This window comes from Nocardioides sp. Soil777, from assembly GCF_001428425.1.
Lineage (GTDB): Bacteria > Actinomycetota > Actinomycetes > Propionibacteriales > Nocardioidaceae > Nocardioides > Nocardioides terrigena.
In genome coordinates this window covers 109,390-130,086 of the sequence record NZ_LMSN01000019.1, presented here as the reverse complement: position 1 = coordinate 130,086, position 20,697 = coordinate 109,390, and the positions used below count along the sequence as shown (strand labels likewise).

Here is a 20,697-nt window from a genome sequence, read left to right as displayed (position 1 = left end):
CGTCCTCACCCGTCCCAAGGAGGCTGGTCCCATGACTGCTGCTGACGATCTCGAGGCGGCCCGCGCGTCGCTCGTGATGATCAACCCCGCGCCGTACAACGCGGAGGCACCACCGGAGGCCCTGCTCGGTGAGATCACCCCCACCGAGCTGCACTACGTGCGCAGCAACTTCGCCGTGCCGGAGCACGACGGTGTCCTGGAGATCGGCGGAGCGGTCGGCGCCCCGACGAGGCTGACCCTCGACGACCTGCGGTCGATGCCGGCCCACGACGCCACCGTCACCCTCGAGTGCGCGGGCAACGGTCGCCTGGAGATGCGGCCGTTGCCCACCGGGGAGCCCTGGGGCGACTTCGCCGTCTCGACGGCGCGCTGGACCGGCGTCCCCCTGCACGAGGTCCTGGCCAGGGTCGCGCCGGACGCGCGGGGGGTCGAGCTCCTCGCGCAGGGGGCCGACCACGGTCCGTACCACCTCCAGGCGATCCTGCCCGAGACCGACCAGGACAACCTGTCCTTCACCCGGTCCCTCCCGATCGAGCAGGCCACCGATCCCGCGTCGGGGATCCTCATCGCCTACGAGATGAACGGGATGCCCCTCGGCCGCGACCACGGCGCTCCGTTCCGGCTGATCGTGCCGCACTGGTACGCCGTCGCGTCCGTGAAGTGGCTGAAGCGCCTGGACGTCCTCACCGAGCCGTACTCCGGTGAGTTCCAGACGGGGCACTACATCTACGAGTGGCCGGACCGCCCCCACGAGCCCGTCTCGTTGATGCGCGTGCGTGCCCGCATCACCGACCCGCGACCCGGGTCGGTCATCGACCGGGCGACGTACACCGTCCGGGGCAAGGCCTGGTCGGGCACCGGTCCCGTGACCCGCGTCGAGGTCAGCCTCACCGGCGAGGGCGACTGGCAGCCCGCGCATCTCGAAGCCGCGACCAGCGACCACCACTGGCAGGAGTGGCGCTTCACCTGGGACGCGATCGGCGTCGGGCGCCACACCCTGCGGGCGAGGGCGACCGACGCCGCCGGCAACGTGCAACCCGAGGTGCCCCCGTGGAACCGCCTCGGCTACGGGAACAACGCCGTCGAGGTCATCTACGTCGACCGGGCCTGAGCGCGGCGCGCGGCACCCACACCGGCGGGCGGATCAGGTGACCGGTTCAGGGGCGAACGGGCCCAGGAGCGCCGTCCGCTGCTCTGACGCGGTCGCCACGACGAGCGTCGTACCGTCCGTCGCGGTGAGCACCGCCAGCGCCGGACTCTCGCCCAGTCGACGCAGCGACGCGAGCTCGGCCTTCGTTGCCGGCCGCGCCTCCACCGACTCGACGGGCACCAGCTGCTCGGTCCAGGCGGCGGGACTGCCTCGCCAGGCGAACACGTCCTTCACCCAGACGCCGTGCCCTCGGGTCCACCGGGTGTGGCCGGGCCCGGAGCACCCGCACCGGCAGGTCCCCGAACCGGTTGCGAAGAGCGCGGTTGCGGAGCACCAGGGCAGCGATGCCCAGGGCACACAGCCACAGGGGCACGCCGAGGAACGCGAGGATCAGCCAGATCATGCCCATCCTCCGATCGCGGTGGCGACGGCGGGTGGGGCCCGCCCGGTGCGTCTGTACGAATCCCACCACCGGTCCCGGTGGCGTGGCAGAGCCGAAGGTCCCGACCCCTCGAGCCCCTCTCGCCGGCACGGGCACGGGCTCGGGACCTTCGGCACTTGGCCAACCGTCCTCGGCGCTGGGATACCTGAGAGGCGGGCCTCGAACCCCCGGTCTGCAGAACACCGAGCACGAGAGGAGTCATGCATGAGCATCAACATCGACGAGCTCGGCCCGGTCGACTGGATCGTCGTCGAGTTCCCGGAGACCAAGCTCACCGGCGAGATCGCCCCGATCCTGAAGGACCTCGTCGACCGTGAGCTGATACGCGTCCTGGACCTGATCTTCCTGACCAAGGACCTCGACGGAGGATTCGAGGTCCTCGAGGTCACCGACATGGAGGACAGCGAGATCGGCGAGCTGCGCGCCTACGAGACGGAGCTGGCGATGCTGCTCAGCGAGCAGGACGTCATCGACCTCGTCGAGACCATCGAGCCCGGCAGCTCGGCCGCCGTCCTGGTGTGGGAGAACCTGTGGGCCGCACCCTTCGGGTCGGCCGTGCGTCGCGCCGGTGGCCAGCTGGCCGCCAGCGGTCGAATCCCGATCCAGGCAGTGATCGCGGCCGCAGAGGCCGACGCCGCAGAAACCGACGAGGAAGGAGACTGACATGCCCATGGCAGCCAGGCGCAGGAGAAGGACGGTCGCCGCAGTGGGCGGGGCCGTCGTGGTCGCACACGGCATCAACCGTCGAGGCGACCGACGCGAGGACCGCCGCGACGACCGAGGCGATCGCCGCGAGGACCGGCGCGACCGCCGTCGCTGATCCGTTCCACCACGTGAGGGGGCCGACCTGAGCGTCGGCCCTCACCCGGATCGCCCGGCAGCCCGCGCTCGACCGGCGATCGCCATCCTCCACGTCTCCTCATCGCACGCCACGGAGGTGCTCCATGGTCCGTGGCGCACACCCGCCCGAAGTGACCCGGAGCCTGTGGCGGAGCCGACGCGCAGCAGCAGTGGCGGGCCTCGCCTTCGCGGTGCTGCTCATCGCGGCCATGGTCATGATGCGCATGGCGGTGTCCGGCGGGAGCTTCACGTCGCTGCAGTCCGACGCGGACCGGCGGGGTCTCATCCGGACGAGCCTCAACCTGGTGCCGTTCGCCGGCATCGCGTTCCTGTGGTTCATCGGCGTCGTCCGTGACCAGCTGGGCGCGATGGAGGACCGGTTGTTCTCGACGGTGTTCCTCGGCAGCGGGCTGCTCTTCCTCGCCATGATCTTCATCAGTGCCGTGACCACCAGCAGCCTGCTGAGCATGGTGGAGGGGCCGAACGCCAACCCTGACGTGTGGGCGTTCGGCCGCAGCAGCACGCAGGTGCTCGTCTCGGTGTACGCGATGCGGATGGCGGCGGTCTTCACCCTCTCGGTGAGCACCGTCGGCATGCGCACGGGAGCGATGCCGCGCTGGGTCTCCTACCTCGGGTACCTGGTGGCGCTCATGCTGTTCCTGTCCGCCGGGGAGCAGGTGTGGACCCAGCTGCTCTTCCCCGCGTGGGTGCTGGTGGTCAGCCTGGCGATCCTGTTCACCCCGCCCAGGCACCCGGTGGTCGACACGGTCGGTGAGGCCCGCGAGGTCACCCCCTGACGGCCGGTCGGCCGCACGACGAGGTGCGCGAGCCCCACCTGCCGAGCGTCAGGCGCTCTTGATCGCGGAGACGTCGAACTCGAGCTTGATCTTCTCGGAGACGAGGACGCCGCCGGTCTCGAGGGCGGCGTTCCAGGTCAGGTCCCAGTCCTTGCGGTTGATCGTGGTCGCACCCTCGAAGCCGACGCGGGTGTTGCCGAAGGGGTCGACGGCGGTGCCGTTCTCCTCGAAGGGGATGGTGACGGGACGGGTGATGCCCTTGATCGTGAGGTCCCCGGAGATGGTCCAGTCGGTGCCGTCACGCTCGACGTCGGTGGAGACGAAGGTGATCTCGGGGTGGGTCTCGGTGTCGAAGAAGTCGCCCGAGCGCAGGTGGCCGTCGCGGTCCGCGGAGGCGGTGTTGATGCTCGCGGTGCGGATGGTGAGACGGACGCTGGAGTTGGCGGGCGTCTCGGCGTCGACGTGGGCGGTGCCCTCGAAGTCGGTGAAGTCGCCGCGCACGGTGGTGACCATGGCGTGGCGGGCGGAGAAGCCGAGGCGGCTGTGGCTGGCGTCGACGGCGTAGTCACCGGTGACGACGGAGCCGCTCTCGACGACGGCCACGGCGGCGGGGGCAGCGGCCGCGGGGGCGGCGGCGGTGGTCTTGGGCTTGCGGCGGAAGAACGACATGGGAACTCCAGACAGAGGGATTGGTTGACGCTTCAAGTAATAGAAGTCCTCACCTGTCTGGTTCATTCCCGCCCCGCCGTGATCTGGGTCACGTGCCGGGTGCGGGGCTCAGTGCTCCCGGATCCGGGCCACCACCTCGCGGCGCAGGACCTTGCCCATCGGGTTGACCGGCAGCTCGTCCATGAAGACGACCCGCCGCGGCACCTTGTAGGGCGTCAGCTCCTGCCGGGTGTGGGCCCGCAGCTCCTCCGGCTGCACCGGGACCCCTTCGACCAGCACCACTGCGGCGACGACCTCCTCGCCGCCGTCCTCGTGGGGGAGGCCCACGACCGCCACGTCCACGACCCCGGCGTGGGTACGGAGGACCCCCTCCACCTCCGAGGGATAGACGTTGAAGCCGCCGGTGATGATGATCTCCTTGATCCGGTCGACGATCGTCAGGAACCCGTCCGGCGACATGGTCACCACGTCTCCCGTGCGGAACCACCCGTCGTGGAAGGCGGCTGCCGTCTCCTCCGGGAGTCCGCGGTAGCCGGAGAAGACCTGCGGGCCGCGCACCAGCAGCTCGCCGCGCTCACCCAGGGGGACGTCGTGGTCGAGGTCCTCGGAGTCCGCGATGCGGATCTCCACGTCGGGGAAGGGCACCCCGATCGCGCCCGGGCGGCGCGCGCCGGACATCGGGTTGCCCACGATGACCGGTGACGTCTCGGTCAGGCCGTACCCCTCGACCAGCAGCCCGCCCGTGGCGGACTCCCAGCGCTCCACGAGGGCGGCGGGGAGCGGCATCGCGCCCGACAGCGCATAGCGGATGCCGGTGATCGAGACATGGCGGCGCTCCGCCTCGTCGACGATGCGCTGGTAGAGAGGCGGCACTGCGGGCACGAAGCTCGGCACCTCGCGCGAGATCGCGTCCATGATCAGGCCGATCTCGGGCTTGGGCAGCAGCACCAGCTTTGCGGCCAGGGCAACGCCCAGCAGCACGCTGACCGTGACGCCGTAGGCGTGGAACAACGGCAGTGCCACCAGGAAGGACTCCCTGCCCTCCTGCAGCCCCGACACCCAGGCGCGACCCTGGACCACGTTGGCGACGAGGTTGCGGTGCAGCAGCGGCACCCCCTTCGGCACCCCGGTCGTTCCGGAGGTGTAGAGCAGCAGCGCGACGTCGTCCTTGCCGGGGCGGGGATGCGAGTCGGCCAGCGGTGCTGCCGAGGCCAGCTCGGCCCACTGCATGGCCTCCGGGGCCGGGGCGGTCAGCTGGTCCCGGGCCGCACGTGCCTTCGGGATCGGCAGCCGCAGCGCGAGTCGCTTGCGCCACGGCAACCGCGTGGTCATGTCCACGGCGATCACGTGCTCCAGGGCCGAACCGGCCCTGAGCGCCTCGATGACGGGCACCACCTTGTCCCACACGATCGCCACCCGGGCGCCGTGGTCGACGAACGGGTGCCGCAGCTCGGCGGCGGTGTAGAGGGGGTTGTGCTCCACGACGGCGGCACCGAGCCGCAGCACCGCGAAGAACGCGATCACGTTCTGCGGGCAGTTGGGCATGACCAGGGCGACGTTGTCGCCGGGACGTACGCCGAGTGCGTGCAGCCCGCCCGCCACGCGGCGTACCTCGTCGTCGACCTCGGCGTAGGTCGAGGCACGGCCGAGGAAGTCCAGCGCGGGACGGTCGGGGTGGTGCTGCGCCGAGCGCTCCCACAGGTCGAGCACCGTGGTGTCGCCGTAGTCGAGGTGCAGGGGCACCCCGGGTGCGTAGGAGTCTGCCCAGAGGGGCTCTCGAGCCGACACGGCGTTCCTCACGTCCTGTGTCGCGTGACGGGGTGCGCGACTGGAGCCAACGTATCGCCCCGGTGCCGGGAGCAGTTCGGTCCACCCGCTGAGGACCAAGTCCCCTGATCCTGGGTCCGTCGAGGGTGGAGGCTGGGGCCATCAGCAACAGGGCATCGACCCGTGGAGGCCACCATGTACACCAGCAGCAGACGCAGCATGCACCCCACCGATGTGGTCGCCCGCATCATGGTGTGGCCGGTGGCCACGGTGCCCGGTGAGGCCTCCCTGCGGGAGGTCGCGGAGTCGCTCGCAGCCGACGGCATCGGTGCCGTGGGCGTCGTGGAGAACGGACACCTGGCCGGTGTCGTGTCCGAGCGCGACGTCGTGAACCACCTCGCACAGGGGGCGAACCCGGAGCACGTGACGGCCGCGGAGATGATGACCACCGACCTGGTGACCGCCCACCAGGACGACCCGATCCTCGACACGGCCCGGCGGATGCTCGAGGCGGAGATCCGGCACCTGCCGGTCGTCGACGAGGAGAAGATCGCCGGCTTCGTCTCGATGCGCGACATCTTCGCGGTGCTCCTCGACGTCGCGTCGCACGAGGAGGACGTGGTGGTGGTTCCGAGCGGGACCCGGGTCGTGGTGCGGCAGGAGTGAGGCCGTGCGCACGTAGGCTGTCGTCGACAGCACGTCGGCCACCCCATCCCAGAGGAGCGCCCGATGCCGGTGACGCGAGGCTTCTTCCGACGTCGACCCGACGGCCCCGCAGGCCGGTTGCCTCCCGGGCAGTACGACGTCGGTGGGAACTGGCCGGTCCTGACGGCCGAGGCGACCCCGCGGATCGACCGCGAGTCCTGGACCCTGGGTGTCGACGGCCTCGTGGACCGGCCGACGACCTGGACCTGGGACACGGTGCAGCAGCTGCCGCGGTCGACGTACCGCGGTGACATCCACTGCGTGACGACCTGGTCGAAGTTCGACGTGGCGTTCGGCGGTGTCTCGGTCGACAGCCTCCTCGAGGCCGCCGGACCCCGGGCGGAGGCGGGCTTCGTGATGGCCCACTCCACGACCGGCTACACGACCAACCTGCCGTTGTCGGACGTCACCGGCGGCAAGGCATGGGTCGTGTGGGAGTACGACGGGCGACCGCTGACCCCGGAGCACGGAGGGCCGGTGCGGCTGCTGGTCCCGCACCTCTACTTCTGGAAGTCCGCGAAGTGGATCAGCCGTCTCGAGCTGACGGCGGAGGACCGCCCCGGGTTCTGGGAGAGCAACGGCTACCACGACCGCGGGGACCCGTGGCTCGAGCAGCGCTACCAGGGTGATCCGTGAGCGGGGACGAGTCCTTCGAGCCGGGCGGCACGGGTGCGACGGCGTGGACGACCGGACGCATCATCACCAAGGACCTCCCCGCCCCGCACCTCGTGCGGCTCCGCATGCACGTCGACGACCGGCAACGCCACTGGCCCGGACAGCACTACCTCATCCGGTTGCGTGCCCCCGACGACTACACCGCCCAGCGGTCCTACTCCGTCGCGTCCGACGACAGCGACCCGCTCGTGGAGTTCCTCGTCGAGCGGCTCCCGGACGGGGAGGTCTCGGAGTTCCTCGCCGACGTGGCCGAGGTCGGCGACGTCCTCGAGCTGCGCGGCCCGATCGGGCGCTGGTTCAGGTGGGACACCCACACCCCGGCGGTGTGCCTCGTCGGTGGCACCGGCGTCGTCCCGGCGGTCGCCATGCTGCGTGCGGCACGACACCTCGGCCGTCCCGACCTGCTTCGCGTGATGGCCGTCGGGCGCAGCCCAGAGGACCTGCCGTACGCCGAGGAGCTCGCGCAAGCGGGTGCCGCGACCGCCTTCACCCGGCACGCCACGAGCGACCGACCGGCAGGCCCTCCGACCGAGGCTGAGATCACCCCGCTCCTCGCCGGTGCCGACGTCGCGTACGTCTGCGGCTCCGCCCGGTTCGCCGAGTTCGCCGAGAACCTCCTGATCGATGCGGGCATGAGCCCGGAGGCGATCCGGGTCGAGAGATTCGGCGTCACCGGCTGATCCAGGGTCGTCAGGAGCGGAGCCGCCGCGGGACGCCCGTGTCGAGCTCGGGCGGTTCGGCGATGCGGACCTTCACGTCGACGCAGAAGATCCCGTGCGCGTTGAGGACCACGGGCTCGAGCGTGAGGTCGGCGACGTGGGGCACGTCGACGGCGAGCCGACCCACGGACATCAACAGCGCCTCGAGCGGGGCCAGGTCCACCTCCTCCAGGCCGTGGTCGCCGACCAGCTGCGGCCAGATCCTCAGGGCACGCACGGCGCGGGCGGCGTCGGCGGCCTCGACGGGTGGCAGCAGCAGCACCTCCTCGGCCCAGGTGCCGACCGGTCCCGGGGCTCCTCCGCCGACCCGGACCAGCGGGCCGAGCTGCGGGTCGCGCACGAGGCCCACCGAGACGACGTGCCCGAGCACCAGCGGCTGCACCAGCACGTCGACGTGGTCGTGGCCCACCTCCTCGGCGAAGCGTCGTACGGCATCGGCGACGTCGTCGCCGGTGCGCACGTCGATGCGGACGAGGCCGCGGTCGGACTTGTGCAGCACCGTCGGGTCGGCCACCTTGACGGCCACCGGGTAGCCGATCTCCGCCGCGACCGATTCGGCCTCCTCCAGTCCGGCGGCGAGCCGGCCGACGAGGTGGATGCCGTAGGGCGCCAGCAGCTCTGCCTGGGCGGAGGGGGCGAGCCACTCCGGCTCGCCCTCGCGGGCGGCCAGTCGTGACCGCACCCAGGTGCGGGCGTGGACGCCGCGGGTGCCGAGCTCGACCTCCGGGCGGTCCGCCGGGACACGCCGCCACGCGGCGTACCGCATCGCCCGACCCAGCGCCCCGATCGCCGCATCGGTCGTGCGGAAGACGGTGACGCCGTCGACGCCGTCGAGGCCGCGCGCCGTGTCGAACGCGGCGCCGGGGGTGACGAGGAGCAGCGGGACGTCGGCCCCCGAGGGCCGCGCCTGACCGACCGCCGCGAACAGCGCGTCGCGGTCGGTGAGCCGGTTGGCGACGAGCAGGACCAGGACGGCGTCGGCCTCGCCGGCCTCGAGCACTGCACGCAGCGCGGCCGTGAGCTCCCCGGGCGTGACGTCGGCTCCCAGGTCGACCGGGTTGCGGACGTCGACCGCACCGGGGACCTCGGCGCGCAGGACGGCACCCAGCTCGTCGGAGGTCGTCGTGACGATCATGCCCTGCAGGTCGGCACGGTCGGTCGTGAGCGCGCCCACGCCGCCCGTGTTGGAGACGATGCACACCCGGAGCCCGGCGGGGAGCGGCTGCTCCACGAGCAGCAGCGCGGTCTCGGTCAGCTCGGCACCGGTCCGGCAGGCGATCACCCCGGACTGGTCGAGCAGCGCATCGACGCCCACACCGACGGTGGAGGCGACGGTCGGGTCCCGACGGGACCGGGACCGGCCCCCGATCACGGCCAGCAGCGGCTTCTGCTCGGCGAAGCGGCGAGCGGTGCGAGCGAACTTGAGGGCGTTGCCGAACGACTCCAGGTAGAGCGCACCGGCCGCGACCTGGTCGTCCTCCATCCAGGCGGCGAGCAGGTCGTTGCTGGACACGTCGAGCTTGTCGCCGAGCGAGACGAAGGACTGCACCCCGAGGCCCACGTCGCGGGCGAGGTCGAGGAGCGCGAAGCCCATGCCGCCGGACTGGGAGGCCACCGCCAGGCCGCCGACCTCGGGCACGTCGTGGAGCAGCGTCGCGTCGAGGCCGTCACCGTTGTCCAGGACGCCCTGGGAGTTGGGGCCGACCAGGCGCAGGCTGTGCGCGCGGGCGATCCCCAGCAGCTCCAGGCGACGCTCGTCGCTGCCGGTGCCGGAGAAGCCGGACGAGATGACCACGGCGGCGCCCGCGCCGTTCGCGGCCGCGTCGCGGAGCACGTCGGCCACCCTGTCGGCCGGAACGGCGACGACGACCAGGTCGACCGGGGCGTCCAGGTCGCCGAGGCTGCGGCTCGTGGGGAGGCCGTCGATCGAGTCCGCCTCGGGGTGGATCACGTGGAGCGTCCCGGCGTACGGCGAGCTGCGGATCGCCTCGAGCACGCCGTGGCCGAAGCCGCCCGCGGAGCGTCGTACGCCGACGACCGCCACGCTGGTCGGGTGGAGCAGCGGACGGAGGGACCGTGCGGCGGCCCGCCACTCCCGCCGGTCGGCCGCCTCCACGGCCTCGCGGGAGACGTCCGTGCGCAGCTCGACCTCCACCTCGCCGGCCACCGTCCTGCGGGTCGCGGCGAACCCGGCCGCGCGGAAGACGCGCAGCATGCCGTAGTTGTCGCCGAGGACCTCGGCCTCGAAGCGGCTGACCCCGTGGCGCCGACCGAGGGCGGCGAGGTGCTCCAGCAGCAGGCTCCCCAGACCGCGGCCACGGTCCTGGTCGGCGATCAGGAAGGCCACCTCGGCCCTGTCCGGGGAGAGCAGCTCGGCTGTCGCCAGGCCGGCGACGCGTCCGCGGACGAGCGCGACCAGCGCAGCCGACGCGGTGTTGTCGGGAGCGAAGAGGTGGTCGACGTAGCGGCGCCCGGCGTCCCGGCTGGCGGAGAAGAAGCGCAGCCGCAGCGTGTCCTCCGAGACCGATTCGTGCAGATCGAGGACGGCGTCGCGGTCGTCCTCGTGCGCGGATCGGATCACGGCGATCGTTCCGTCGGCCAGCAGCACGTCCGCCGGCTCGGCGCTCCAGTCCCGCGGGGCGACGGTCGGGCCAGCCTCGGAGGTCACGTCACCAACGTGTCAGAGCCGGCGGCGGTGTGCCAGCCTCGTGCGGCCACCGCAGGCGCCGGCCCGGGCTGCACGAGCGCGTCGAGGCACGCCGTCACACACTGTGAGTGTCCCCACGTCGACGCCTCTCCGGGGTGTTTCGATTGGCCGCAGGCTCCTTCCGGTCGTTACGTTGGATCGATCCAAACACCGGTGCGAGGCACGCGATGTGTGCCCCCCGTACGCGTCCGCTCACGCAGCCGGACGTCTCCGCGGCCCCCCGCCCGGACACCCTGACCCCGGCCCCCCGGCCGACGCTTCGCTGTGCTCGGGCAGCGGTACCACCGAAGGAGAACAGCATCACCACCGCAGACTTCGAACACTTGCTCCGCCCCGCACCGGGCACGGAAGGACTGAGCTCCGCGCACACCCGCGACGCCACCAAGTCCAGCTCACCGTCCCTGATGATGCTGGTCCTGCTGGCCACGATCGGTGTGCTGGCCTACGCGACGTTCATCTTCCGGCCCTCCCACCACGGTGACCTCCTGCCGTTCGCCCTCGTCGTCACCGCCGAGACGTTCTTGATCGCGCAGGCGCTGCTCGCCCTGTGGACCATCCTCTCCAGCGGGTACGACGCCCGCGACTTCTCCTACCACCAGGCCAAGCGCAGCCTCTTCGATCCCGGGCAGATCACGACCCGGGGACTGGAGTCCAGCCCGAGCCTGTGGCCGATGCGCATCAATGACGGAGAAGCCTCCGTCGACGTCTTCGTCACCACCTACGGCGAGGACCTCGACGTGATCCGCCGTACCGTCTCCGCGGCGCTGGCGATCCGCGGTCGCCATCGCACGCTGGTGCTCGACGACGGACGTTCGGAGGAGGTCCGCGAGCTGGCGCTCGAGCTCGGGGCCGAGTACGTGCGTCGTCCCGACAACAGTGGTGCCAAGGCCGGGAACCTCAACCACGCGCTCTCGATCACCGACGGCGAGTTCTTCGCCGTCTTCGACGCCGACTTCGCGCCGCGGCCGGAGTTCTTCCACGAGACGCTCCCGTACTTCGCGACCGACAAGGTCGCCTTCGTCCAGACGCCCCAGACGTACGGCAACCTCCACACGGTCCTGTCCCGCGGGTCCGGCTACATGCAGTCGGTCTTCTACTCCCTGATCCAGTCCGGGAAGAACCGCTTCAACGCCGCGTTCTGCGTGGGGACCAACGTCGTCTTCCGCCGCAACGCGGTCGCCGACATCGGCGGCATCTACCAGGAGTCGAAGTCCGAGGACATCTGGACCTCGATCCACCTGCACGAGCGCGGCTGGCGGTCCATCTACACCGGTGCGGTGCTGGCCGTCGGCGACACCCCGGAGTCCGTCGAGGCCTACAGCAAGCAACAGCTGCGCTGGGCCACCGGCGCCTTCGAGATCCTGCTGCGGCACAACCCGCTGAGCCGCAAGCGCCAGCTGACCACCGACCAGCGGATCCAGTACCTCACGACGGCGACGTTCTACCTCAACGGCATCGCACCGGCGCTGCTCCTGATGGTGCCGCCGCTGCAGATCTACTTCGACCTCACCCCGGTCGCCCTCGGGGTGCCCACCGGCACCTGGCTCATGTACTACGCCGGCTTCTACTTCATGCAGATCGTCGTGGCGCTCTACACCATGGGCAGCTTCCGCTGGGAGACGCTGATGCTGGCCTCGGCCTCCTTCCCGATCTACATCCAGGCCATGTGGAACGCCATCACCAGGCGCGATCGCCAGTGGCACGTGACCGGTCGCCTGGGCGAGGCCCGGTCCCCGTTCAACTTCACCTTCCCGCAGGTGCTGGTCTTCCTGTTCCTGCTGCTCACCACGGTCGTGGGCGCCTGGAAGGCCGAGGTGACCGGCACGTTCAACGTGGCGCTCGTCTGGAACGCCCTGAACACGGTCGTCCTCGGGAGCTTCCTGACGATCACCTACCGCGAGGCGCGCACCGCGCGTGCCTCCCGCCGGAGGACCCGCCGGGAGGCCCGGCGTGGCGCTCGGCGCACGTCAGTCCCGGCACCCCTTCCGCCCACGTCCGACCCGTCCACGAACCTCGTTGGAGGCACCCGATGACCTTTCTCACCCGTCTGAAGTACCTGATCGGCGTGCTCGTCGTCGTCGCTGCCGTGGCCGCGTTGACGCTGAGCATGAACAACCGCATCAGCACCGTCCACGACGTCAGTGCCACCGTGCGCACCGACGACTACACCGTCGGCACGCCGTACGCCGGCATGGTGCTCCGGCGCACCGTCGACGTGGGGGACCACGTCGACGAGGGCGACCGCCTGTTCGTCGTCCAGAGCAGTGAGCTCGCCCGCGACATCGCGAACGACGCGCTCGAGCCCGAGGAGTCGCCCTACGACATCCGCGGCGGGAGCAAGGTCGTGATCCGCGCGACCTCGGCCGGGAAGGTCTCGGAGGTCGCGCCGATCGAGGGCGCGTTCGTGGCGGCCAACTCGTCGATGGCGACCGTCCAGGAGCAGGGGACGAGCTACGTGCAGGCCGACTTCCGGCTCACCCCGAAGCAGTACGCGCTGATGCGCGGTGCCGACGAGGTCACGGTCCGGTTGCCGGACGAGGAGACGGTGCAGGCCGAGATCGACCGCATCCGCGTGCACACCGACGGGGACAGCGCCGCCACGCGCCTGCGTGCGGTGTCGCCGGCCCTGAACAACCGCGGCCTCTTCGCGTCCGGGACGCCGGTCAACGTCGATGTCGCGCTGCGCAGGGACGGGCTCGTCGACTCCGTCCGCGCCGCCCTGGCCGGACTGCTCACCCCGGGGGGTCTCCGCTGAGCGGCCGCACCGGCGCGGCCGCGGTGGTCGCGCTGGTCGTCGTCGGCGGAGTGGGGATGGGCTCCCTCCTCGGCGGGGGCGACCCGTCCACCGGGCGCGAGGCCTTCCACCCCTTCCGGCCCGCGGACTCCTCGGGGTGGACCTCGGTGTCGCGGGAGGCGCCGCCGTCGTGGACGCCTGCCGCGGCACGACTGCCCCGGACGGAGGGCGCGCCCGGCGCGATCCGCGTGGACGAGGACCTCGCGCCGCCGACCAACCGGTGGTACTCGGGCATGTTCCTCGGTGCCGAGCCGCAGCCGGTCTTCGCGATGCCGCTGGCTGCCCAGGCCGACGACACGGGCGTGGCCGTGGGGCTGCCCCGGGTGTCCGCCTCGGAGCGGACCATCACCGCCCCGTTCATCCCCGAGCTGCGGCTCGGACTGGCGGCCGACGCCTTCACCGCCACGCGTGCCGACCCCGTCTCGGTGACCTCGACCTACACCTCGTCCGGCACCCCGGTCGGCGAGCTGGACCTGGCCGAGGGCTGGCCGTACGTCGGCTACACCGCGTTGCAGGACCAGGAGGTCACCGTGCCCGCGGGTCTCGTCCCGCGTGACGGCGGCCGGTGGCTGGCGATGGGCGTCGGCGACACGACGTACGGGCTCGCGGTCGCCGGCTCCGACGGCAGCCGTCGTGTGGTCGAGTCCTCCGGCGACGTCGTCGGGCTGGATCGCGGGGAGACCCTGCTCGCCTTCGCCGCCCGCGGGGAGCGGACGCTCGCCCACCTCGCCCGCGGGGCGGTCCCCGTGCACGGGACGTCCACCAGCTACGACATCAGCGGGGGACAGGCCCGGACCAGGATCACCTACGCGACCCCACCAGGCCGGCGCACCGTGCTGGCGGCGATGCCGCACCAGCGCCTGGACCGCCCGCAGGTCGTCGGTCGCGTCGACTCGCTGTACGGACCGCTGCGGCTGGTGAGCTCGCGCTCGCTCGTCTCGAGCGTCTCGACCCTCGAGCCGGATGCGACGCCGGACGTCGCCCGCCTCGACGAGGACGCCCGCGCCGAGGTGCGGCGGCAGGTCGTCGCGGACGTGGCGCGGGAGGTCTCCGGGACCCCACCGAGGCAGGACACCTACTTCGGCGGCAAGGACGTCCACCGGATGGCGCAGCTCACCCGGATCGCCGAGGCTGCTGGGGCCGACGCTGCCGCCCGCACGATCCGCGAGCGCGCGGTCTCGGAGCTGGACGCATGGCTCGGGGGTTCCGCCGAGTGCACGGAGACCTCGACCCGGTGCTTCTCCTACGACACCGCGTGGAAGGGAGTGGTGGGCCGGACCGCGGCATTCGGTTCGGAGGAGTTCAACGACCACCACTTCCACTACGGCTACTTCCTCGCTGCGGCCGCGTTGCTCGCCGAGGGCGAGCCCCGGTTGCTGGACCGGTGGCGACCCACGCTCACCGCGCTGGCGGAGGACATCGCCTCCCCGGCGACGAACAGCACGCTGCCCGCACTGCGCAGCTTCGACCCGTACGCCGGTCACTCGTGGGCCGCGGGGCGCTCCGACTTCGCCGACGGCAACAACCAGGAGTCGAGCTCCGAGGCGGTGAACGCCTGGAACGGTCTGGCGCTGTGGGCCGAGGCGGACGGCAACCGGGCGCTCGCCCGGCAGGCGACGTGGCAGCTGAGCCTGGAAGCCGCGTCAGCGCGCGCCTACTGGTTGCAGCCGCGGAACCTCCCGGCCGCCTACGACCACTCGATCTTCGCCCTCAACTGGGGCGGCAAGCGGGAGTGGGCCACGTGGTTCAGCGCCGAGCCGTCGGCGATGCTCGGCATCCAGCTGCTGCCCATGTCGCCGGTGCTGGCACAGGGGCGGGTCGACGAGAAGCGCGTGCGCGCCAGCGTCTCCGAGGCCTCCGTCGCCGGGTTCGACACCATGTTCGGTGACTCCCTGACGATGTACCTCGCCCTGGCCGACCCCGGACGCGCCCTCGCGGTCGGCCGGAGGCTGCCTGACTCCGCGATCGACGACGGCAACACGCGCAGCTACCTGTTGGCGTGGCTGCTCGCCGCCCGAGCAGGTCAGCTGCAAGGACCCGGCTGACCTGCTCAGGCGTGCACGTCGCTGGGGTGGGTGGCCAGCGGTGTCACGGTGATGGCCATGTGCGGGAACAGCGGCAGCCCGGAGAGCAGGTCGTGCAGCTCGTCGTTGGACCCCACGTCGAAGACCGAGTAGTTGGCGTACTCGCCCACGACCCGCCAGATGTGCGGCCACGACCCGGCACGCTGGAGCTCCTGGCTGTAGGCCTTCTCACGGGCGAGGAGCTCGTCGCGCTCCTGCCCGACCAGGGTGTCGGGCAGGGCGACGTCCATGCGGACCAGGAAGAGCACCGCGATCAGCCCTTGACCGGGTCGAGCACGAAGTCGTAGCGCACGGTGGCCGTCCCGTCGTCGTGGGTCGTCGGGTCGAGGACCAGCTCCGGCTTGACCGCCGAGGCGATGTCGTCGTCGTTGTGCTCGTCGCCGGGGAAGTAGAGCTGGGCGGTGAGGAGCTCGTGCCCGGGTGCGGAGACCTTGACGTGCAGGTGCGCGGGGCGCCACGCGTGCCACCCGGCTGCCTTGATCAGCTTGCCGCAGGAGCCGTCCGTGGGGATCTGGTACGGCGCGGGCTGGACCGTGTGGATCTCGAACGTGCCGTCCTCGCCGGTGGTGAAGCTGCCGCGGAGGTTCCACTCCGGGATCCCGGGGGCGAACTGCGAGTAGAAGCCGTCGGCGTCGGCGTGCCAGAGCTCGACCTTGGCGCCGCCGAGCACGCTGCCGTCCGTGGAGGTGATGCTGCCGGACCAGGAGAGGGGCGTGCCGCCCTCGCCGTCACGCATGGGGATGGTGCCGTGGGCACCCTGCTCCGGGGCGTCGGGCACATAGTAGGGGCCCTCGATGGAGCCCTTGTTGCCCTCGCGGTGCTCGGTGTTGACGTCCTCCACGACGTGCTCGAGCCACACGTCGAGGAACAGCGGCCACTCGCCGTCCTCCCCGACGTTGATCATCCACGCCTTGAGGGCGTTGAACTCGTCGTAGGTGACCTTGTGCTTGCGCACCGTCGCGTAGATGGCCTCGAGGACCTCGCGAGCCATGGCGTCGACCCGCTCGGCGGGGACGTCCTTGACGGCGGCGTACGGCGACTTGTCGGTGTGGAACCGCTCGGTCGCGCTCGCTCCGGAAGCGGCAGCGGTCGCGGACTCGGGGGTGGTGGTGCTCATGGTGGTGCTCCTTCGGTGGGTGGTGTGACGGGTGCTCGATGCCTGCGTGTGGCTGGTGCGTTCAGTCCTGGCGGTAGTGCGAGAGCTTGTCGGGATCGATCTCGACCCCGAGCCCGGCTCCGGGCCGGATCGTGAGCTCGCCGTCGTGGATCTCCAGCGGCTCGGCGAGCAGGTCGTCGCTCATGTCGAGGAAGTTGGACAGCTCGCCCGCGCGCCTCGAGGTGAGCTCGAAGGCGGCGCCGAAGGCCACCGTGCAGATCGAGCCGAGCTGGGTGTCGATCTGGTTGCCCATCACGACCTCCAGTCCGAGGCCCTCGGCGAGGTGGTGCACGCGGCGGCTCTGCGTGAAGCCGGTGCGGGAGGTCTTGATGCTGATGGCCGTGGCCGACCCCCCGAGCACCTCGCGCGTGACCTCCGCCGCGGTCGAGACCGACTCGTCGGCGATGAAGGGGACGTCGAGCTGCTGGACCAGCCAGCGGCGGCCGAGGACGTCGTCGGCGGGGTTGAGCTCCTCGGCGAACGTGAGCCCGAGGTCGGCCATCTCCTTCATGGCGCGGGCCGACTCCGAGGCCGACCAGCCACGGTTGGCGTCGACGTACAGCTCGATGCCGTCGCCGAGCTCCTCGCGCAGGGCGCGGACGACGGCGGTGTCCAGCGTGTAGGGGCGACGGCCGACCTTCACCTTGAAGGTGGTGATGCCGTAGGTGTCGCGCATCCGCTCGGCCTCGGTCACCATCGCTGCCGGCGAGTCGAAGCCGAGCATGTGCGAGACGCGCATCCGGTCGGTGTAGCCGCCCAGCAGCTCGGTGACCTGGTAGCCCATGGTCTTGCCCATCGCGTCCCAGATCGCCATGTCGAGGCTGGCCTTGGCGACCGGGTTGGCGACCGTGCGGTTGAGGCGCGACTGGATCTCCTCGCGCTCCATCAGGCCGAGGCCGACCACGGCCGGGGCGAAGATGGTGTCGATCACCGCGACGACCCCGGCCTGCGTCTCGCCGTAGGTCATCGGCCGCGGGGGCGCGTCGGCGACGCCGACGACGCCGTCGTCGGTGTGCACGCGCACGAGGACGTGCTGGGCCACGTGGATCTCGCCGCTGGCGAACTTCAACGGCTTGGCGTAGGGGATGGCGTAGGGGATCGCCTCGACGGCGGTGATCTTCATCGGTCGGCCTCTTCGGGGACGGGTGCGGGGGTGGGGGAGTCGGCGAACAGGCCGGCGGTCTCGAGGACCTGCAGCACCGAGCGGATCAGGGTGGAGTCGACGTCCTCGCTCCAGGCGCAGGCGAGCTCGACCGACGCGCTGTCGGCGATGTCGCGGAACACGACGCCGGCCAGGGGGACGGCGCGCACGGAGGCCGGCACCAGGGCGATGCCCAGGCCGGCGGCGACCAGGGCCAGCAGGGCGGAGGTGCCCGGTGCCTCGTGCTCGCGGCGAGGGGCGAAGCCGGCCTCGGAGCAGCTGCGCAGGACGGCGTCGTTGACGGCCGAGTGGCTGTCGGCGTAGAGGATGAAGTCCTCGGTACGGAGGTCCGTCATCGCCAGCACGGGCTCGGTGGCGAGCCGGTGGTCGGCGGGGGCGGCCAGCACCAGCGGCTCGATCTCGATGGTGCGCAGGGCGATCCCGTCCCCGGAGACGGGCGGGCGGAGGACGCCGATGTCGAGGCTGCCCTCGCGCAGGCCGGCGGCCTGGGCCGGCGTCAGCAGGTCGGCGTGGATCTCCAGCGCGACGCCCGGCAGGTCCCGCTTGATGGCGCGGGCGATGCGCGGCAGCTCGGTGAAGGCCGCGGTGCCGGTGAAGGCGATCCGGACCAGTCCGAGGTGGCCGTCGGCGATGCGTCGTACGCCGCGCACGCTGTCGTCGACGGCGGCGAGCACCCGGGTCGCCTCGCCCTGCAGGAACTCGCCTGCCGGGGTCAGGCTGACCTGGCGGGTCGTGCGGGTGAAGAGCGGCGTCCCGAGCTCCTTCTCCAGCTGGCGGATCGCCTGGGAGAGCGCGGGCTGGGCCATGTGGAGGCGCTCGGCGGCCCGGCCGAAGTGGCGCGTCTCCGCCACGGCGGCGAAGTAGCGCAGGTGGCGCAGCTCCATGTCGTTCCTCCCTCCGATCGGCCTCGTGGGTGTGGTGGTCGTCACCCGGACCCATTCACGGTAGGTCTGGATATTCATCGAGCACAAGGTCGTGTTTGCGTCCGATTGATAGGCCAGGACGATCAATGGGCCCCTGGGTCAGCCCTAGGCATTGCCCTCGTGTGACGGCCGCCACGCGGTGCGAGTGTTCGACGAACCGCAGCACCCGCACTGCCCTGGAGGAACGATGACCGAGACGCTCGCCGACAAGACGACGCACCTGGAGGCCCTGCTCGCCGACGCCGTCGTCGAGGACGCCGAAGCCGGCGCCTACCGCGCCAACCGGCGGATCTTCACCGACGAGGAGGTCTTCGAGCTGGAGATGAAGCACATCTTCGAGGGCAACTGGATCTACCTCGCCCACGAGAGCCAGCTCCCCAACCCCGGCGACTACTTCACGACCTACATGGGCCGCCAGCCGGTGGTGATCACGCGCGACAAGGACGGGGAGCTCCACCTTCTGGTCAACGCCTGTGCGCACCGCGGCGCGATGATCTGTCGCCGCAAGACCGACAACCGCACCACGCTCACGTGCCCGTTCCACGGCTGGACCTTCCGCAACGACGGCACGCTGCTCAAGGTCAAGGACCCCGAGGGCGCGGGCTACCCGGCCAGCTTCGACAGCAACGGCTCGCACAACATGACCAAGGTCGCCCGCTTCGACAGCTACCGCGGCTTCCTCTTCGGCAGCCTCAACGCCGACGTCAGCACCCTCGAGGAGCACCTCGGCGACACCACCAAGGTCATCGACATGCTGGTCGACCAGTCACCCGACGGCCTCGAGGTCCTGCGCGGATCCTCCACGTACACCTACGACGGCAACTGGAAGGTCCAGGCGGAGAACGGCGCCGACGGCTACCACGTCACCGCGACCCACTGGAACTACGCCGCCACGACCTCCCGCCGCAACACAGGGGAGTCGGCCAATGCGACCAAGACCCTGGACGCCGGCAGCTGGGGCAAGTCCGGCGGCGGCTACTGGTCCTACCCCAACGGCCACCTGTGCCTGTGGACCTGGGCGGGCAACCCGCAGGACCGCCCGCTGTGGGACCGGATGGAGGAGCTGAAGGAGGAGTTCGGCGAGGCCAAGGGCGAGTTCATGGTGAAGGGCTCGCGCAACCTGTGCCTCTACCCCAACGTCTACCTCATGGATCAGTTCTCCACGCAGATCCGGCACTTCCGGCCGATCGCGCCGGACCAGACCGAGGTCACGATCTACTGCATCGCCCCCAAGGGCGAGAGCGACGAGTCACGCGCCTGGCGGATCCGCCAGTACGAGGACTTCTTCAACGCCTCCGGCATGGCGACCCCGGACGACCTGGAGGAGTTCCGCTCCTGCCAGCTCACCTTCCGCGCCACCGCCGCCCCGTGGAACGACATGAGCCGGGGTGCCGAGCACTGGCTCTCCGGACCCGACGAGGTGGCCACGGCCCTCGACATGCCCGGCGTGATCTCCGCCGGGCTCAAGAACGAGGACGAGGGCCTCTACCCCGTGCAGCACGGCTACTGGCTCGACACCATGCGCGCCGCGCTCGAGACCGAGAAGGGTGCGTGAGCACCATGACGACGACCACCACCTCCGTCCCGGCCGACCTCGACGTCACCGCCGACCTGGTGCTCCAGCACGCGATCGAGCAGTTCCTCTACCGCGAGGCACGCCACCTCGACGACCGCGAGTTCGAGCAGTGGCTCGAGTGCTACGCCGACGACGTCGTCTACTGGATGCCGGCGTGGACCGACGACGACGTGCTGGTCGAGGACCCGCAGCGCGACATCTCCCTCATCTACTACGGCAACAAGGGCGGCCTGGAGGACCGGGTGTTCCGGATCCGCACGGAGCGGTCGTCGGCCACGTCGATCCCGGAGCCGCGCACCAGCCACAACATCAGCAACGTCGAGGTCATCGAGCAGCGGGGCGCCCTCGTGGACGTCCGCTTCAACTGGCACACGATGTACTTCCGCTACAAGACCGTCGATCCCTACTACGGCACGACGTTCTGCACGATCGACTTCTCGGGACCCGCGCCGCTCATCCGGCGCAAGACCGTGGTGCTCAAGAACGACTTCATCCACCACGTCGTCGACGTCTACCACTTCTGAGGCGGCG

At 71.1% G+C, this 20,697-nt stretch carries 19 protein-coding genes; 11 read left to right on the top strand and 8 right to left on the bottom strand.

All coding sequences use genetic code 11. From position 1 onward, the window contains the following. The first annotated feature begins 31 nt into the window (after positions 1-31). A complete protein-coding gene (locus ASG88_RS18985; protein ID WP_056889014.1) occupies positions 32-1,111 on the top strand; it encodes a sulfite oxidase in 1,080 nt (359 codons plus the stop codon). A 33-nt stretch (positions 1,112-1,144) separates the two neighbouring features. Here the strand turns inward: ASG88_RS18985 and ASG88_RS18980 are convergent, their stop codons facing one another. Next, the gene (locus tag ASG88_RS18980; RefSeq protein ID WP_056889013.1) at positions 1,145-1,384 is read right to left on the bottom strand and encodes a hypothetical protein; all 240 of its coding nucleotides are present in this window, start codon (positions 1,382-1,384) and stop codon (positions 1,145-1,147) included. A 412-nt stretch (positions 1,385-1,796) separates the two neighbouring features. Between ASG88_RS18980 and ASG88_RS18975 the strand changes: the two genes are divergently transcribed. Further along, entirely contained in the window at positions 1,797-2,255 is a 459-nt protein-coding gene (locus tag ASG88_RS18975; RefSeq protein WP_056889012.1) for a DUF6325 family protein, read from the top strand. Between the two features lie 308 nt (positions 2,256-2,563). Further along, positions 2,564-3,229 carry a hypothetical protein gene (locus tag ASG88_RS18970; protein ID WP_200956503.1) on the top strand — a complete coding sequence of 222 codons (666 nt, stop codon included), beginning with the start codon at positions 2,564-2,566 and terminating at the stop codon, positions 3,227-3,229. 48 nt (positions 3,230-3,277) lie between these two features. Here ASG88_RS18970 and ASG88_RS18965 read toward each other — a convergent pair whose 3' ends face one another. Further along, positions 3,278-3,898 (bottom strand): YceI family protein, encoded by a 621-nt coding sequence (locus tag ASG88_RS18965; protein WP_056889010.1) that lies wholly within the window; start codon positions 3,896-3,898, stop codon positions 3,278-3,280. A 108-nt stretch (positions 3,899-4,006) separates the two neighbouring features. Further along, positions 4,007-5,686, bottom strand: coding sequence for a long-chain-fatty-acid--CoA ligase (locus tag ASG88_RS18960; RefSeq protein WP_056889009.1), 1,680 nt, complete (start codon positions 5,684-5,686; stop codon positions 4,007-4,009). Positions 5,687-5,884: 198 nt separating this feature from the next. On the opposite strand from ASG88_RS18960, the gene ASG88_RS18955 reads away from it, so the two are divergent. The 3 genes from ASG88_RS18955 to ASG88_RS18945 all read left to right on the top strand — a co-directional run bounded on the left by ASG88_RS18955 (position 5,885) and on the right by ASG88_RS18945 (position 7,725). Then, entirely contained in the window at positions 5,885-6,331 is a 447-nt protein-coding gene (locus tag ASG88_RS18955) for a cyclic nucleotide-binding/CBS domain-containing protein (protein ID WP_162259876.1), read from the top strand. Between the two features lie 63 nt (positions 6,332-6,394). Further along, positions 6,395-7,006, top strand: a complete 612-nt coding sequence (locus ASG88_RS18950) for a sulfite oxidase-like oxidoreductase (protein WP_056889007.1) — start codon at positions 6,395-6,397, stop codon at positions 7,004-7,006. Further along, positions 7,003-7,725: an FAD-binding oxidoreductase gene (locus tag ASG88_RS18945; RefSeq protein ID WP_235534923.1), complete on the top strand. Its 723-nt coding sequence runs from the start codon at positions 7,003-7,005 to the stop codon at positions 7,723-7,725. Before ASG88_RS18950 ends, ASG88_RS18945 begins: the two co-directional genes overlap by 4 nt. A 10-nt stretch (positions 7,726-7,735) precedes the next feature. On the opposite strand, the gene ASG88_RS18940 is transcribed toward ASG88_RS18945, so the two are convergent. Then, positions 7,736-10,432 carry a GNAT family N-acetyltransferase gene (locus ASG88_RS18940; protein ID WP_056889006.1) on the bottom strand — a complete coding sequence of 899 codons (2,697 nt, stop codon included), beginning with the start codon at positions 10,430-10,432 and terminating at the stop codon, positions 7,736-7,738. Positions 10,433-10,794: 362 nt separating this feature from the next. Here ASG88_RS18940 and ASG88_RS18935 point away from each other — a divergent pair, with 362 nt between their 5' ends. The 3 genes from ASG88_RS18935 to ASG88_RS18925 are packed head-to-tail and all read left to right on the top strand — an operon-like array spanning position 10,795 to position 15,310. Then, positions 10,795-12,504 (top strand): glycosyltransferase, encoded by a 1,710-nt coding sequence (locus ASG88_RS18935; protein ID WP_056889005.1) that lies wholly within the window; start codon positions 10,795-10,797, stop codon positions 12,502-12,504. Beyond that, positions 12,501-13,226, top strand: a complete 726-nt coding sequence (locus ASG88_RS18930) for an HlyD family efflux transporter periplasmic adaptor subunit (protein WP_056889004.1) — start codon at positions 12,501-12,503, stop codon at positions 13,224-13,226. Before ASG88_RS18935 ends, ASG88_RS18930 begins: the two co-directional genes overlap by 4 nt. Before the next feature lie 56 nt (positions 13,227-13,282). Beyond that, positions 13,283-15,310, top strand: a complete 2,028-nt coding sequence (locus ASG88_RS18925) for a glycosyl hydrolase (protein WP_157559827.1) — start codon at positions 13,283-13,285, stop codon at positions 15,308-15,310. Between the two features lie 5 nt (positions 15,311-15,315). Here the strand turns inward: ASG88_RS18925 and catC are convergent, their stop codons facing one another. The 4 genes from catC to ASG88_RS18905 form a co-directional block, all read right to left on the bottom strand. Next, entirely contained in the window at positions 15,316-15,597 is a 282-nt protein-coding gene (gene catC / locus ASG88_RS18920) for a muconolactone Delta-isomerase (RefSeq protein ID WP_056889002.1), read from the bottom strand. Between the two features lie 5 nt (positions 15,598-15,602). Next, positions 15,603-16,466 carry a catechol 1,2-dioxygenase gene (gene catA / locus ASG88_RS18915; RefSeq protein WP_056889001.1) on the bottom strand — a complete coding sequence of 288 codons (864 nt, stop codon included), beginning with the start codon at positions 16,464-16,466 and terminating at the stop codon, positions 15,603-15,605. Between the two features lie 61 nt (positions 16,467-16,527). Next, the gene (locus ASG88_RS18910) at positions 16,528-17,628 is read right to left on the bottom strand and encodes a mandelate racemase/muconate lactonizing enzyme family protein (RefSeq protein WP_056889000.1); all 1,101 of its coding nucleotides are present in this window, start codon (positions 17,626-17,628) and stop codon (positions 16,528-16,530) included. Further along, on the bottom strand, positions 17,625-18,551 hold the full coding sequence (locus ASG88_RS18905; protein WP_056888999.1) for a LysR substrate-binding domain-containing protein: 927 nt from the start codon (positions 18,549-18,551) through the stop codon (positions 17,625-17,627). The genes ASG88_RS18910 and ASG88_RS18905 overlap by 4 nt, the downstream gene beginning before the upstream one ends. Before the next feature lie 226 nt (positions 18,552-18,777). On the opposite strand from ASG88_RS18905, the gene benA reads away from it, so the two are divergent. Next, positions 18,778-20,145, top strand: coding sequence for a benzoate 1,2-dioxygenase large subunit (benA, locus tag ASG88_RS18900; RefSeq protein WP_056888998.1), 1,368 nt, complete (start codon positions 18,778-18,780; stop codon positions 20,143-20,145). A gap of 5 nt (positions 20,146-20,150) precedes the next feature. After that, on the top strand, positions 20,151-20,690 hold the full coding sequence (gene benB, locus ASG88_RS18895) for a benzoate 1,2-dioxygenase small subunit (protein WP_056889270.1): 540 nt from the start codon (positions 20,151-20,153) through the stop codon (positions 20,688-20,690). Positions 20,691-20,697: the final 7 nt, after the last annotated feature.

What these genes read in the sequence shown, in the direction of transcription:
- ASG88_RS18930 (WP_056889004.1), top strand. Translation starts at nt 12,501, where the DNA reads ATGACCTTTCTCACCCGTCTGAAGTACCTGATCGGCGTGCTCGTCGTC.
- benB (WP_056889270.1), top strand. Translation starts at nt 20,151, where the DNA reads ATGACGACGACCACCACCTCCGTCCCGGCCGACCTCGACGTCACCGCC.
- ASG88_RS18925 (WP_157559827.1), top strand. Translation starts at nt 13,283, where the DNA reads ATGGGCTCCCTCCTCGGCGGGGGCGACCCGTCCACCGGGCGCGAGGCC.
- ASG88_RS18905 (WP_056888999.1), bottom strand. Translation starts at nt 18,551, where the DNA reads ATGGAGCTGCGCCACCTGCGCTACTTCGCCGCCGTGGCGGAGACGCGC.
- benA (WP_056888998.1), top strand. Translation starts at nt 18,778, where the DNA reads ATGACCGAGACGCTCGCCGACAAGACGACGCACCTGGAGGCCCTGCTC.
- ASG88_RS18975 (WP_056889012.1), top strand. Translation starts at nt 1,797, where the DNA reads ATGAGCATCAACATCGACGAGCTCGGCCCGGTCGACTGGATCGTCGTC.
- ASG88_RS18985 (WP_056889014.1), top strand. Translation starts at nt 32, where the DNA reads ATGACTGCTGCTGACGATCTCGAGGCGGCCCGCGCGTCGCTCGTGATG.
- catA (WP_056889001.1), bottom strand. Translation starts at nt 16,466, where the DNA reads ATGAGCACCACCACCCCCGAGTCCGCGACCGCTGCCGCTTCCGGAGCG.
- ASG88_RS18910 (WP_056889000.1), bottom strand. Translation starts at nt 17,628, where the DNA reads ATGAAGATCACCGCCGTCGAGGCGATCCCCTACGCCATCCCCTACGCC.
- ASG88_RS18965 (WP_056889010.1), bottom strand. Translation starts at nt 3,898, where the DNA reads ATGTCGTTCTTCCGCCGCAAGCCCAAGACCACCGCCGCCGCCCCCGCG.
- ASG88_RS18955 (WP_162259876.1), top strand. Translation starts at nt 5,885, where the DNA reads ATGCACCCCACCGATGTGGTCGCCCGCATCATGGTGTGGCCGGTGGCC.
- ASG88_RS18950 (WP_056889007.1), top strand. Translation starts at nt 6,395, where the DNA reads ATGCCGGTGACGCGAGGCTTCTTCCGACGTCGACCCGACGGCCCCGCA.